At 65.2% G+C, this 15,157-nt stretch carries 8 protein-coding genes; 5 read left to right on the top strand and 3 right to left on the bottom strand.

Translation table 11 applies throughout. The annotated features are described in order from the left end of the window. Nucleotides 1-184 precede the first annotated feature (184 nt). The gene (locus ACZ9AQ_RS16765; protein WP_429205615.1) at nucleotides 185-1,567 is read left to right on the top strand and encodes a methyltransferase regulatory domain-containing protein; all 1,383 of its coding nucleotides are present in this window, start codon (nucleotides 185-187) and stop codon (nucleotides 1,565-1,567) included. 71 nt (nucleotides 1,568-1,638) lie between these two features. Here ACZ9AQ_RS16765 and ACZ9AQ_RS16770 read toward each other — a convergent pair whose 3' ends face one another. Beyond that, nucleotides 1,639-2,517 (bottom strand): sulfurtransferase, encoded by an 879-nt coding sequence (locus ACZ9AQ_RS16770; protein ID WP_429205614.1) that lies wholly within the window; start codon nucleotides 2,515-2,517, stop codon nucleotides 1,639-1,641. A 193-nt stretch (nucleotides 2,518-2,710) separates the two neighbouring features. Between ACZ9AQ_RS16770 and dnaE the strand changes: the two genes are divergently transcribed. Beyond that, a complete protein-coding gene (gene dnaE, locus ACZ9AQ_RS16775; protein ID WP_429205612.1) occupies nucleotides 2,711-6,205 on the top strand; it encodes a DNA polymerase III subunit alpha in 3,495 nt (1,164 codons plus the stop codon). A 406-nt stretch (nucleotides 6,206-6,611) separates the two neighbouring features. Further along, complete coding sequence (locus ACZ9AQ_RS16780; RefSeq protein WP_429205610.1) at nucleotides 6,612-8,810, top strand: DUF4214 domain-containing protein; 2,199 nt, start codon at nucleotides 6,612-6,614, stop codon at nucleotides 8,808-8,810. A gap of 83 nt (nucleotides 8,811-8,893) precedes the next feature. Here the strand turns inward: ACZ9AQ_RS16780 and ACZ9AQ_RS16785 are convergent, their stop codons facing one another. Next, entirely contained in the window at nucleotides 8,894-9,718 is an 825-nt protein-coding gene (locus tag ACZ9AQ_RS16785; protein WP_429205608.1) for a glycosyltransferase family 2 protein, read from the bottom strand. A 50-nt stretch (nucleotides 9,719-9,768) separates the two neighbouring features. On the opposite strand from ACZ9AQ_RS16785, the gene ACZ9AQ_RS16790 reads away from it, so the two are divergent. Both ACZ9AQ_RS16790 and msbA read left to right on the top strand, forming a co-directional pair. Continuing rightward, the gene (locus tag ACZ9AQ_RS16790; protein WP_429205606.1) at nucleotides 9,769-11,058 is read left to right on the top strand and encodes an O-antigen ligase family protein; all 1,290 of its coding nucleotides are present in this window, start codon (nucleotides 9,769-9,771) and stop codon (nucleotides 11,056-11,058) included. Further along, nucleotides 11,048-12,775: a lipid A export permease/ATP-binding protein MsbA gene (gene msbA, locus ACZ9AQ_RS16795; protein WP_429205604.1), complete on the top strand. Its 1,728-nt coding sequence runs from the start codon at nucleotides 11,048-11,050 to the stop codon at nucleotides 12,773-12,775. The genes ACZ9AQ_RS16790 and msbA overlap by 11 nt, the downstream gene beginning before the upstream one ends. A 61-nt stretch (nucleotides 12,776-12,836) precedes the next feature. Here the strand turns inward: msbA and ACZ9AQ_RS16800 are convergent, their stop codons facing one another. Further along, a complete protein-coding gene (locus ACZ9AQ_RS16800) occupies nucleotides 12,837-15,098 on the bottom strand; it encodes a family 1 glycosylhydrolase (protein WP_429205603.1) in 2,262 nt (753 codons plus the stop codon). Nucleotides 15,099-15,157 lie beyond the last annotated feature (59 nt).

Genomic DNA, 15,157 nt, shown 5'->3' on the forward strand with positions numbered 1-15,157 from the left:
CGACTTATTCACCAGTACAGGAATTTCCATGCAAGCTTGGTCTGAAGGTTACATGACGGATGTTGAATATACATTCGGATACTACGCAGAGTTGAATCCCCTACGCACCCGGCTTGCGCTTTTGAACGCAGGTTATGCTTATCCCGAGATCGGCACGGCATGTGAACTCGGCTTTGGCCAGGGTTTGAGCATCAATATCCACGGCGCCGCGTCGTCGACCGAGTGGTATGGCACCGATTTCAATCCGACCCAGGCCGCGTTCGCGAAAGACCTGGCCGGCGATCCGGCAAAGGCGGCCCGCATCTTCGATGACGCCTTCGATGCGTTCTGCAACCGCAGCGACTTGCCGGACTTCGATTTCATCAGCCTGCATGGCATCTGGAGCTGGATTTCCGACAGCAACCGCGCCGTCATTGCCGATTTCATCCGGCGCAAGCTCAAGGTCGGCGGGGTGCTTTACATCAGCTACAACACCCAGCCCGGCTGGGCCGCGATGGCGCCCTTGCGCGATTTGTTGACGGGCCATAGCGACACCCTGGCGGCGCCCGGCACCGAGACGAGCAAGCGCATCGAGTCGGCGCTCGATTTCGCCAACCGGCTGCTGGACACCGGCGCCATGTATGGCCGCGCCAATCCGTCGGTGGCGGAGCACCTGAAGCTGCTCAGCAAGCATCCCAGCAATTACCTGGCCCACGAATACTTCAATCGTGACTGGATGCCGATGCCGTTTTCCAGGATGGCCGAGTGGCTGGAATCGCAAAAGCTCAGCTTCGCCGGTTCCGCGCACTACCTCGATCACGTCGATGCGCTGAACATGACCGCCGACCAGGTGACGTTCCTCAACGAGATCCCGGACCGGCGCTTCCGTGAAACGGCCAAGGATTTCGTGGTGAACCAGCGTTTCCGGCGCGATTACTGGATTCGCGGTCCGCGCCGCCTGGCGCCGCTCGAGAAGGCCGAACGGTTCCGCGCCCAGCGGATCGTGATGGGCATGCCCTTCGCGAAAGTCGAGTTGAAGGCCAAGGGGTTGCTGATCAATGCGGACCTGAAAGAAGAGATCTACCGCCCGATCCTGAACGCGTTGAACGATTACCAGCCACACTATGTCAGCGACATCGAGCAAGCCGTGGCGGGCAGCGGCGTCACGCTCAACCACATCCTGCAGGCGCTGGTCATCCTGGCCGGCAATGGCACCGTGTATCCGGCCCAGGACGACGCGGCAATCCAGCAGGCGCGCCCGGCAACCGACGCGCTGAACGCCCGCCTGTGCGCTCAGGCGCGGTACTCCACCGAGATCAGCTACCTGGCCTCGCCCGTGACCGGCGGCGGCGTGTTCGTCACGCGCCTGGAACAGCTGTTCATGCTGGCGCGGGATGCCGGACTGGCGCAACCGGGCGAATGGGCGAAGTTCGCCGCCGATCTGCTGGAAGCGCAGAACCAGCGCGTCCTCATCGAAGGCAAGCCGGTCGAATCGCTGGAGCAGCAGCTGGAAGAACTGGGCAAGCAGGCGGTCAATTTCGCCGAGCTGCGGCTGGACTTGCTGAAAGGGCTGGGCATTACCGGTTGAGCCGTTGCGCCGCGCAACCATGAGCGCCCGGGCCGCGTCATGCGGACCGGGCGTTTTTCATGACACGCTGGTCAGGCTGGCGCGCCGGCGGCCTGGTCGCAACCCACCTCGTTGCCCGCGCAATGCGGACACGACACCCCCACCACATACTCCGGCGCAAGCTGCTGGCGCGGCGTCACCACGGCGCGGCAGGCGAAGCACTGCACGGTCTCGGTCGGCTCCAGCCTGGGATTGAGCGCGGTGCGGTAGTCGAACACGAAGCAGTCGCCGGTGTAATGGTCGCCGCCGACATCCTCGAAATACTTCAGGATGCCGCCCTCGAGCTGGAACACGCGGTCGTAGCCGATTTCCTTCATGTGGATCGCGGCCTTCTCGCAGCGGATGCCGCCGGTGCAGAAGGTGACCACGGTCTTGCCGGCCAGCTCGTCCTTGTGCTCGGCCGCGACGGCCGGGAATTCGGTGAACTTGTCGATGCGGTAGTCCAGCGTGTTGTTGAAGGTGCCCACGTCGACCTCGAACGCGTTGCGGGTTTCCATCATCACGACTTCGACGCCGTCGTCGTCGTGCCCCTGGTCGAGCCAGCGCTTGAGCGTACGCGCATCCACCACCGGCGCCCGGCCCAGCTCTGGCTTGATCAGCGGCATGCGCATGGTGATGATTTCCTTCTTGATCTTGACCAGCATGCGCTTGTGCGACTGCTCGCGCGACAGGCTTTCCTTGCATTGCAGGTCGCTCAGGCGGGCATCGCTACGGACCCAGGCCAGGTACTGGTCGATATGTTCGCGGGTGCCCGACAGGAACATATTGATGCCCTCCGGCGTCAGCAGTACGGTGCCCTTCAGGCCCAGCTCGTTGCACAGGTCCTGGTATTGCGGGCGCAATTCTTCCAGGTTGTCGAGCGTGATGAATTTATAGGCGGCGATGTTGACGTACTGGGTTTCGGAGGACATGGTCGTAGGCCTTGCAAAGGCTGTAGAAAAGGTAGGGCGATATTATAAGTCAGCAGGCATCGGCGCTTGCATGGTGCAGGCGATTGCGCCACAGTTTTCACCATCGCGGCAACGTTGGCAAAATCGCCACGTCGACATGCTGGCCAGAAACGCAGCGGTGCCGTCACCGCCGATGGCGCGGTAAAATACCCGGATGACTTCCCCGACTTTCACCCACCTGCGCGTCCACTCCGAATACTCCATCGTCGACGGCCTGGTCCGCATCGACGACCTGGTCAAGGCGGCCGTCAAGGACAACCAGCCGGCGCTGGCCGTGACCGACCTGGCCAACACCTTCTGCCTGGTGCGTTTCTACAAGGCGGCGCGCGGCAAGGGCGTCAAGCCGATCGTCGGGGTCGACGCCTGGATCACCAACGACGACAACCGCGACAAGCCGCATCGCCTCCTGATCCTGGCCAAGAACCATACCGGCTACCTGCAGCTGTGCGACCTGCTGGCGCGCGCCTGGCTCACCAACCAGCACAAGGGCCGCGCCGAGATCCGCACCGAGTGGCTGGAGGCGCTGGCCACCTCCACCTCGACCCTGCATCCCGACGAGCCCCAGGCCAACGCCCTGATCGTGCTGTCGGGCGCCCACTTCGGCGACATTGGCCAGGCGATCGAAAACGGCGACCTGGCGCGCGCCGAGGCCAATGCCGCGCGCTGGGCGGCGATCTTCCCGGGTCACTTCTACATCGAGATCCAGCGCGCCGGCCAGCCCAACCAGGAACAGCAGGTGCGCCACTCGGTGGCGCTGGCCGGCCGCCTGGGGCTGCCGGTGGTGGCGACGCACCCGGTGCAGTTCCTGGAGAAAAGCGAATTCATCGCCCACGAAGCGCGTGTGTGTATCGCCGAAGGCGAGATGCTGGCCAACGCCAAGCGCGTGCGCCGCTTCAACGAGAACATGTGCTTCAAGTCGCAGGCCGAGATGCTCGAGTTGTTCAAGGACTTGCCGGGCGCGCTGGCCAACTCGGTCGAGATCGCCAAGCGCTGCAACGTCACGCTCACGCTGGGTAAGCCGCAGTTGCCGAACTTCCCGACCCCGGGCATGACGATCGACGAATTCCTGATCGCGGAAACGAAGCGAGGCCTCGAGGAGCGCCTGGTCCAGCTGTATCCCGACCCCGTCAAGCGCGAGCAGGAACGTCCGCGCTACGAGGCGCGCCTGGAGTTCGAGAACAAGACGATCATCAACATGAAGTTCCCGGGCTACTTCCTGATCGTGGCGGAGTTCATCCAGTGGGGCAAGAACAACGGCGTGCCGATCGGCCCGGGCCGCGGCTCGGGCGCGGGCTCGCTGGTCGCCTACGCGCTGAAGATCACCGACCTCGATCCGCTCAAGTACAACCTGCTGTTCGAGCGTTTCCTGAACCCCGAGCGCGTCTCGATGCCCGACTTCGACATCGACTTTTGCCAGGAAAAGCGCGAACTGGTGATCCAGCACGTGAAGGACCTGTATGGCCGCGACGCGGTGTCGCAGATCGCCACCTTCGGCACCATGGCGGCCAAGGGCGCGATCCGCGACGTCGGCCGCGTGCTCGACTTCGGCTACAACTTCTGCGACGGCATCTCCAAGCTGATCCCGTTCAAGCCGGGCAAGCCGGTCTCGATCGCCGAGGCGATCGAAGAAGAACCGCTGCTCAAGGAGCGTCTCGAAAACGAAGAAGAGGTCAAGCAGCTGCTCGACCTGGCGCAGCAGGTCGAGGGCATCACGCGCGGCATCGGCATGCACGCCGGCGGCGTGCTGATCGCGCCCGGTAAACTCACCGACTTCTGCCCGCTGTACACCCAGGGCGGCGACGCCGGCGTGGTGTCGCAGTACGACAAGGACGACGTGGAGGCCGTGGGCCTGGTCAAGTTCGACTTTTTGGGCCTGACCACGCTGACCATCCTCGACCGCGCCGTCAACTACATCAAGGATCTCGACCCGGCGGAGAGCGAATTCGACCTGGCCAGGCTGCCGCTGGACGACCGCGCGTCGTACAAATTGCTGAGCGACGCCAAGACGGTCGCGATCTTCCAGCTGGAATCGCGCGGCATGCAGGGCATGCTCAAGGACGCGCGTCCCGACCGCTTCGAGGACATCATCGCGCTCGTCGCCTTGTACCGTCCGGGCCCGATGGACCTGATTCCCGACTTCTGCAAGCGCAAGCACGGCGAGAAATTCGACTATCCCGATCCGCGCACCGAGTCGATCCTGTCCGAGACCTACGGCATCATGGTCTACCAGGAGCAGGTGATGCAGATGGCGCAGATCGTGGGCGGCTATTCGCTGGGCGGCGCCGACATGCTGCGCCGCGCGATGGGCAAGAAGAAGGCCGAGGAGATGGCCGAGCACCGCGAGATCTTCCGCGCCGGCGCCGCCAAGGACGGCCTGTCGACCGAGAAGGCCGACGAGATCTTCGACCTGATGGAAAAGTTCGCGGGCTACGGCTTCAACAAGTCGCACGCGGCCGCCTATGCGCTGCTGTCGTACCACACCGCCTACCTGAAGGTGCACCATACCGCCGCGTTCATGGCAGCCAACATGTCGCTGGCGATGGAAGACACCGAGAAGATCAAGATCCTGGTCGAGGATGCGAAAGAAGTCTGCAAGCTCGTGATCCTGCCGCCGGACGTCAACGAATCGCAGTTCCGCTTCACGCCGGAAGGCGAGCCGAAGTCGAAGACCGGCAAGCAGGTGACCAACATCCGCTACGGCCTGGGCGGCGTCAAGGGCGCGGGGCAGGGCGCGATCGAGGCCATCATCGCCGCGCGCAGCGAAGGGGGCAAGTTCAAGGACCTGTTCGATTTCTGCAAGCGCGTCGACCGCAAGCAGATCAACCGCCGCACCATCGAATCCCTGATCCGTGCCGGAGCGATGGACGCCTTCGGCGTCGACCGCGCCGTGTTGCTGGCCTCGGTCGCGTTCGCGATGGAAGCGGCCGGCCAGGCGGCGGCGGCCGCCAACCAGGTGAGCCTGTTCGGCGGCGACGATTCCGACCTCGTCGCCCCGCCCGAGTACGTCAAGGCCACGCCCTGGACCGACCGCCAGAAGCTGTCCGAAGAAAAGATCGCGCTCGGCTACTACCTGTCCGGCCACATGTTCGACTCGTATGCGCAAGAGGTGCGGCGCTTCGCCAAGACCAAATTGAAGGACCTGGAACCGTCGCGCGACCCGCGCATGATGTGCGGCGTGATCACCGGCGTGCGTACCCAGATGACCCAGCGCGGCAAGATCCTGATCGTGGCGCTGGACGACAAGACCGCGGTACACGAGGTGACGGTCTACAGCGAGGTGGCCGAGGCCAACAAGCACGCCCTCAAGGAAGACGAGTTCCTGCTGGTGGTCGGCAAGGTCTCCGAAGACCGCTTCAACGGCGGCCTGCGCATCACGGCCGAGAAGGTGTTCGACATCGCGGCCTCGCGCATCCAGTACGGGCACAAGCTGGAGATGGACCTGGCTACCACGGTCGATCCGGCGAAGATCGCCGAGGTGCTGCAGCCCTACCGGGTGCAGGACGGGATGCCGGTCAGCCTGCGGCTGGTGACCAATGGGATTCCCTACGTCGTGCAGCTGGGCGACGACTGGCGGGTTGCGCCATCCGATACACTCAAGCTGGCGCTCGAGCTGACCCTGGGGGCAAAGGACGTCGCGGTCGAGTATTGACAGGCGTGTGCATGAACTAAAAGGCGTGTCCTCGGACTGATACCGTTAAGTTAGGCAAGCTGAGCTAGCCGTCAAATACGTCGTCCCCGCGCAGGCGGGGACCCAAGTTTTGCAAACGTCGTCGAAAACGCTTGCACGATTGGGTCCCCACCTTCGTGGGGACGACGTTTTTGCGCTAACTCAAGAAGACTTGAGCCTTAACTTAACGTCATTAGTGTCCCTGGGCACGTTTTTTTCTTGCGGATGGGCAAAGCACGTGCCGGCAACTGTTGCGTGCGAGCGTTGCTCTATGTGCAAGAGGTGCGCACGATTGAAATGGGATTTGACTTGAACTGTTGAGCAGGAAATACTCCATCGTTAGCTAGTTCTTCATATCAATTTCCAAACAGAAACGATCGTCTTAGTCATGGCCAGTATTTCCGACATCACCGTCACACCGCTTTCGGGCTTGAACCACATCGACGCCCTCCTGGACAAGGGTCCGGATTGGAACTTCCTGACGCCCAACCCGTACGGAAATACGCTGTACTACACCTTTTCCATCGCGTCGGGAAACGAAGCCGGGCGTAGCGGTCAGGAGATGTTCTCGGTGTCCCAGCAGGCGGCGACGCGCACCGCGTTCGATTACCTGCATCAGGTGACCGGGATCGTGTTCCAGGAAACCGGCGATGGCATTCTGGGGCAGATCCATCTCGCCAATCTCGATATCGCGGGCGCCTACACCACCGGCCTGGCCAGCTGGCGCGCGGGTTATAGCGGTTCGAGCACCCTGGTCAGCTATAGCGCCAACGCCTACCTGTACCTGGATAACGCCGAGTACCGGAGCATGACGCAGAACCTGACGCCCGGCGGCTACGGTTATGAAACCCTGCTGCACGAACTTGGCCACGTGCTGGGTTTGAAGCACCCGTTCCACGAGGAAGACGGCACGGCGCAGATCGTGCTGAACCCGAATGAAGACCACACCGGGAATACCTTGATGTCGTACACCTCGGACGGCCGCGCCCACAGCACCTACAGCCCATACGATATCGCGGCGCTGAACTGGCTGTATGGCGGCGACGGCCTGCGCGGCGCGCTCGGCATCAACAGCACCACCGGAGGACGCTACATCACTGGCACCGACAGGGCCGACACCCTGACGGGCACCGCATTCAACGATACTTTACAAGGCAATGGAGGAAACGACATGATCGACGGAGGATCGGGCCGCGATACAGCGGTATTCAATGCAATTCGCAGCGCTTATTCGCTCAGCAATCTGGGCGACGGCGCGCTGGCGGTTGCGCACGCAACAGAAGGCACCACCACCCTGCGCAATATCGACGTGCTGCAGTTCGCGGACATGAGCGTCGAACGCGCGAACCTGGCCGATTTGCTGGCGCCCGGCAAGCCCGCGCTGAGCCTGACGCTCAACGCGAAGGACTACGCGCGCGGCAATATGCCGACGATGACCGGCGCCGCCGAACCCAATTCGACGGTGCGCGTGTACATCGACAACCAGCTGGTCGCCACCGTCAAGGCGGGCGCCGACGGCCTGTGGGGCGCCAAGTCGTCCATCGTGCTCAAGGACGGCCTGGGCTACCGCGCCTACGCGACGGCCACCGACGATGCCGGCAACGTGTCCGCCGCCAGCGACATGGTGACTTTCAACATCGATGCCACGCCGCCAGTGGCGCCGTCGGTCACCATGGGGCTCAATCCAGGCAGCAATCAGCCGATCTTCGCCGGCACCGGCGAGGCCGGCAGCACGATCGAGTTGTACCGCGACGGCGATTTCATCACGATCGGCAAGGCCGAGGTGCGCGCCGACGGCACCTGGCAACTGAACTCGAAGCCGCTGCCGAATGGCGTCTACAAGGTGATCGGCGCCTCGGTCGACGTGGCGGGCAACGCCACCAGCGCCGCGCGCAACCTCGACTTCACGGTGGACAATCCCCTCAACAAAGTCGGCACGAGCGGTGCCGACACCTTCACCATGACTGCGGACAATGTCGCGATCAGCGGCGGCGCCGGCATCGACATCGCCGTGTTCCAGGGCGCGCGCGCCGACTACATGATCGCCCAGCAGAGCTGGGGCCATGCGGTGGCCGACCGCAGCGGCGCCGTGGACGGCCTGTACAGCGTCGAACGCCTGCAGTTCAGCGATGGCTGGGTGGCGATCGACGAAAGCGCAGCCTCGGTGTTCCGCCTGTACCAGGCCGCGCTTGGCCGCGAGGCCGAGCCATTCGGCCTGGGCTACTGGATCGACCGCGTCGACAAGGGCGCTTCGCTGCAGCAGATCGCCCACGAATTCACCTGGGCGCCGGAGTTCAAGGAAAAGTACGGCGAAAATCCGACCGATCAGATATTCCTGGATCGCCTGTACCAGAACGTCCTGAACCGCAAGCCGGACGCCGATGGCTACGCCTACTGGCTGACCCGTGTCGACGATTCGAGCCGCGAGCAGATCATGCTCGAATTTAGCGACAGCGTGGAAAACAAGGCCCAGGTGCTCGCCAGCACCTCCGATGGCATGGAGTTCATCCCTTACGTCTACAAGCCGCCGGTCGCGATCGAGATCGTCGGCGTGGCGACGGCCGAACTTCCTGTCGGCATGGTCTGATCAGCTTTTCCTGATCTATCCTTCGGGATATTCCCGCGCCGCTTCGCGGTGCGGGTACGCTGCCGGCGCCTCGTCGGCAGCAGTCACGACTGGTGCTCGCGCAAGCCGATGCGCGCCTGCGTCGTCCCGTTCGCGGCCCGCGCCAGCACCACCTTTCGGTTGCTCGATTCCTGGTCGCGCTGCGCCTCGCGGTGCCACAGGTGCAGCACCTCGGTGGCCAGCGCGCCGTCCTTGCGCAGCACGCCGGCGTGGAACAGGCGCACCACCAGGTCCGAATCCTCGTGGCCCCAGCCGGTGAAGCTTTCGTCGAAGCCGTTCACTTTCACCAGATCCGACTTCCATACCGCCAGGTTGCAGCTCTTGATGCGGCGCCAGCTGAACTTGCGCCGCACGCGGCCGAGGTCGGGCCAGCGCAGCATCGTCTGGACCACCTTGTTCATGTCGCCGGCGAGGCGATGACGCAGGCGTTCGCCCACGCTCAGGCCGGCGACGTCGACGTGCTCGCGCAGCGCGCGCTCGGTCAACCGCTGGCTCAGGAGGATGCGGCTGCCGGAAACCAGGAAACCGGGCTGGGCCAGCGCCCGGTGGCGGCGGATGAAGTCACGCTGCGGGACGCAATCGCCGTCCAGGAAGATGATATAGTCGCCTGTTGCCGCGAGCGTGCCGCGGTTGCGCGCCATGGCGGCGCGAAAGCCGTCATCCGGCTGCCATACATGGATCAAGGGCACCGGCGCCCGGGCGCGCAGGCGCTCGATGCAGTCCCGCGTGTTGGCAGTCGAGCCATCATCGGCGATAATGATTTCGAAATTCTTGTCGTCCTGTAAAAAACAGGCTTCCACCACCGCCTCCAGGGCGTCGGGCCGGTTGTACGTGGTGATCACGACCGAAATTGTCTGTGTTTGCTGCATTGCTGTCCGATGTTAGGCCTAGGCCGCAAGAATATCCCACATGAACCTGAATGAACAATAAGCCGCTGATGTCCCTGGCGCCGATGCAGGTCTGGATCGGTTTCCAGGTGTTCCTGTTTCCCTTCCTTAGCCTGACCACGCCTTTCGGCATCGGATTTTCCAGCCTCCTGTTCCTGCTGTCGGCCCTGTGCGTGCCGCGCAAGGCCTGGGCCGCGTTGACGCCGCACTGGAAAGAGATCCGCTGGGTGGTCGCGGCCTTCTGCTTCCAGTTCGCGCTGACCATCGTGGCCGTGCTGATCCGGCCCGAGGCCGGCCTCGACACCCTGGACAAGCCCTCGCGCATGCTGCTCGCCCTGAGCTGCACGGCCCTGGTCCTGCTGGCGCGCCCGTCCGCGTCCACCCTGTGGTGGGGCGTGGTGGCCGGCAGCGTGGCCGCGCTGCCCTTCGTCGCCTGGCAGCGCGTGGTGCTGCAGGTCGAGCGCCCGGGCGGCTTCCTGAACGCGATCACCTTCGGCGACCTGGCCCTGGTGCTGGGCCTGGTGGCGCTGACGGCGGCGATCGATTATCGCCAGCATACCCGCAAGGCGCTGCTGGCCGGGGTCGGGGCGCTGGCCGGCCTGGGCGCCTGCATGCTGACCGGCACCCGCGGCGCCTGGGTCGCGCTGGCGCTGGCCGCGCTGCTGTTCCTGAGCTACGCCCAGCTGCTGAGCAGCCGCAAGGTGCGCCTGCTGCTGGCCGGCAGCTTCGCCCTGGTCGGCGCCGCCTTCCTGGTGCCGGCCACCGGCATGCAGGAACGCGCGCTGCAGGGCGTGGACGACGTCCAGACCTGGGTCGACGGCGGCAACGTCTTCACCAACGTCGGCACCCGGCTTGAATTGTGGAAGGGCGCGGCGATCCTGATCGAGGAGCGGCCGCTGTTCGGCCTGGACCGCAACACGGTGCGCGCCGAGATCCGCCGCCTGGTGGAGCAGGGCACGCTCGATCCGGCGATCCTGTCGCTCGAACACCTGCATAACGACGCCCTGCAGGCGCTCGCCACCGGCGGCGTGTTCGGGCTGGCGGCCTGGATCGCCATCCTGGCGGCGCCTTTCATTTTCTTCGCGCGCCAGCTGGGCCGCGGCAACGCGGACCGCGCGCTGGGCGCCAGCCTGCCGCAATTCGCGCCGGCGCTGGCCGGCATGCTGGTGGTGCTGTGCTACTTCAGCTTCGGCCTGACCGAAGTCATTTTCTGGTCCCTCAAGGGCAGCATGTTCTATGCGCTGATGGTGTTCCTGCTCATGGGATTCTGCCTTGCCGCCCGTCCGGCAAGGCAAGCAAAGGTTGAACAACGTGGAAACTAAAGTGATCGTCCGGCGCCTGCTCGCGCTGGTCAAACCGTATCAATCGCGCGCCTGGTTGGCGCTGCTGTCGATGGCCATCACGGCCGCCACCCAGCCGCTGCTGGGTGAGGCGCTCAAGGTCCTGCTCGACGACGGCTTCAAGGAGCAGGTCGATTTCAGCCTGTGGTGGATCCCGACGGTGCTGGTGTCGATCTTCATCCTGCGCGGCATCGGCACGTTCGGCACCGCCTACTTCAACAACTGGGTGCTGTCCCGCGTTCTTAACGACCTGCGCGCCATGGCCTTCGAAAAGGTATTGCGCCTGCCGGTGGCGCGCTACCAGGACGAATCGACGGGCAAGATCATCAACACCGTGGTCAACGACGTGCGCCAGGTGGTGGACATGATCCAGTCGGTGTTCGTGGCCTGCGTGCGCGACGTGCTGGTGGTGATCGGCCTGCTCGGCACCCTGCTGTACCTGAACTGGAAGCTGACGCTGGTCGCCATCATCGTGATCCCGCTGACCGCGGTCATCGTGCGCACCACCACCAAGCGCCTGCGCAACCTGAACCGCGAGAGCCAGCGCGTCACCGCCGAAATGACCGGCGTGGTCGAGGAAGCCGCGCGCGGCCACCAGGTGATCCGCGTGTTCTCGGGCGAGAAGTACGAGCGCCAGCGCTTCCACCAGCGCAGCGAAGCCCTGCGCGGCTTCTCGCAACGCATGACGGTGGCCTTCGCCGCCACCACCCCGGTGACCCAGATCGCGACCTCGCTGGCGCTGTCCCTGGTCATCGTGCTGGCGATCCAGGCCGACATGACGGTCGGCGAATTCACCCAGTTCGTGACCATGATGCTGATGCTGCTCACGCCCCTGAAATCGCTGGCCGAAGTGAACGGCCCGATGCAGCGCGGGATGGCGGCCGCCGAGACGGTGTTCGGGATCATCGATTCGGAACCCGAGGTCGACACCGGCAGCCGCGAACTGGGCCGCGCGAAAGGCCACCTGGTGCTCGAGAACGTGGTGTTTCGCTATCCGAACGCGCTGAACCCGGCCATGGACGGCGTCTCGCTCGAGGTGAAGCCGGGGCAGACGGTGGCGCTGGTGGGCGTCTCGGGCGGCGGCAAGTCGACGTTTGTGAACCTGGTCACGCGCTTCTACGATCCGCAAGCGGGCCGCCTGCTGCTCGACGGCGTGCCGTATACCGACATCAAGCTGGCCTCGCTGCGCAGCCAGCTGGCGATGGTGAGCCAGAACGTGGTGCTGTTCGACGATACGCTGGCGGCGAACATCGCCTATGGCGCCGAGCAGGTCGACTACGAGCGCCTGGCGGCGGCGGTGCGCGCCGCGCATCTGACGGACGTGGTGGCGCGCCTGCCGGACGGCATCGACACCCGCATCGGCGAGAACGGATCGCGCCTGTCGGGCGGCCAGCGCCAGCGGGTGGCGATCGCGCGCGCGATCTACAAGGACGCGCCGCTGCTGATCCTGGACGAGGCCACGTCGGCGCTGGACAACGAGAGCGAACGCGCGGTGCAGGCGGCGCTCGACACCCTGATGGCCGGCCGCACCACGATCGTGATCGCGCACCGCCTGTCGACGATCGAACGCGCCGACCGCATCGTGGTGATGGAAGCCGGACGCATCGTGGAGCAGGGGACGCACGACGAACTGCTGGCGCACAAGGGCATGTACGCCAATCTGTATCACCTGCAGTTCACGGCGGCCGAGGTGAAATAAGCCAATGGTCCGCAGTCCGGCTACGTCGTTCCCGCGCAGGCGGGAACCCAAGTAGGCGGCATCAGCGCGCGTAATGCGCCGCCTCCCCCGCCTGTTCGTGCCCGAGGCTGACGCCATTGGCGCGTTGCTGCACGGCTTCCACATACCGCTTGAGCGCATCGTCCAGCGACGGCAACAGCAGGCCGCGTTCGCTGCCCAGGGCGCTGTAGCCCGGCCGGCGGGCGGCGTAGCCGCACTCCCCGAGCGGGACTTCCACGAGCTTGTCGCTCGAGACCCCGGCCGCCGCGCAGGCGCGCTGGGCCAGCTCGAACCAGCTGACCGGCTCGCCATTCGTCAGGTGCCAGACCCCGCGCTCGCGGTCGATCAAGAGGTCGAGCGACACGTTGACCAGGTCCGGCACGTAGGTCGGCGACACCGTCACGTCGCCCGCCGCCTGGAACGGCAGGCCGACGTCGAGCGCGTTCAGGGCCTGGGTCACGAAATTGTGCTGGTCCCAGGGGCCGAAGAAGGCACTGGTGCGGATCACCAGCGCCTGTGGGTCGGCGTCCAGCACGCGCTGCTCGGCTTCAAGCTTGCTGCGGCCGTACACGCCGAGCGGGTTGGCGGCGTCGGATTCCACGTACGGCTGGTCCCTGGCGCCGTCGAACACCAGGTCGCTCGAGAAGGTCATGAAGCGCAGCGCGTGGCGGATGCAGGCCAGCGCCAGCACGGTCGGGCCCAGCGTGTTCTCGCGCATGCAGCGGTCAAAGTCGGCTTCTGCGTCGTCGACCCGCACGTAGCCGCCGGCGTTGACGATCGCCCATGGCTTGAAGCGCACGATCGCCGCTTCCACCGAGGCCGGGTCGGTGATGTCCATCTCCTGGCGCGTCAGCACGTGGCAGGCCAGGTTGCGTTTCTCGCAGATGCGCTTGAAGCTCGACCCCAGCGTGCCGCTGGCGCCCGAGATCAGGATCGGCTGCACCAGGCTCGACTTGAACTGGCTGCGCACGGCGATGTCGGCCACCGCGGTGCGGGTGGCGACCGGTTTGCACAGGAAGCGGCCCGGCCGGCGCCACCAGCCTTCGCCCTGAAGCACCGGATTGGACAGCGGCCGCTTGCTGGCCAGCTCGCGCATCAGGGTGGCGACCGCGGTCGGCCGCGGCGCCGGGCCGCGCACGTCGTACGGGCCCGGCTCGTAGTAGCCGTGGCATTCGGTCACCAGGCAGTTCCAGTCGAAGGAGCCGAGCAGGGCCCACACCGTGACCGCGCGCACGTCGGCGCCTTGCTGGCGCGCCTTGTGCGCGGCGTTCCAGATCTCGAGCAGCCAGCGCATCTGGTCTTCGCGGTTGGCGTCGATGTGGGCTTCGGTGACCGCGATCGGCAGGCCGTAGCGTTCCCAGGTCTCCATCAGCAGCGGGGCGATGCCCGGGGTCGGCGTGGCCAGCGCGCGCGGCGCCTCGATGTCGGCGTGCGGCACGCCGCGAAACACGTGGCGATGGGTTTCCGGATAGCGCTCGGGACGGTGGTCGAGCCAGCGCTCGCTGGTGATGTAGTAGTTCACGCCGATCACGTCCGGCGGGCAGGGGTTGTCGCGGAACCAGCGCAGCTCTTCCTCGCCGGCGCCGGAGTCGAGCAGGTAACGCCACAGCTTGTGATTCTCGTCGATCATCCCGCACAGCAGGTCCCAGGCCAGCCAGCGGCGCTCGTTGAAGAAGCCGCTGATTCCTTCCATCTCGGGGGTGCCATAGGTCTTCGACAGGTCGTCGGTCTGGACCAGTTTGGCGTGCGGATTGACGGCGCGGATCGCGCGCATCGACAGCACGGTGGCGCGGCACTGCACCAGCAGGGCGCGGATGAAGGTGGCTTCGTCGCCGCCATGCGGATACCAGACCCCGGCCAGCCCCGAAAAGCGCGCCGTGGTGCAGATCTCGTTGACCGGCGTGTAGTACTCGACCCAGGGGTAGCGCGCCGCCACCGCGCCGGCGTAGGCGGCCAGCAGGTCGGGGAAGGCGGGATCGACCAGGCTGGTGTGGCGCGGGCCGCTGCCGTGGTGGACCAGGCCCACGATCGGATTGACGCCCAGTTCACGCAGCGCCGGCAGGCGCTCGTCCGGCCAGGACCAGTCAGCCTTGTCGATGCCGTCCGGCGCGGTGCGCTCCCACAGCACCGGATAGCGGATCGCCCCGATGCCGAGGGAGGCGAAACGCTCGATGTCCTGCAGGCGCTCGGCGTGGCCGTTGCGGTCCATCTGGCTGAAGTAATTGTCGCGTACGCGGTTGACCGTGCATTCGAGACCGCCCCACAGGGCGAGGTCCGGCGTGGAAGAGTCGGTTTGAATATTCATGAAGTCCGTACCTGCGTGATGAACACAGATCCCAGCCTAACGGTCCGATGCAGCTGGCT

It is taken from the genome of Massilia sp. UYP34, from assembly GCF_056279385.1.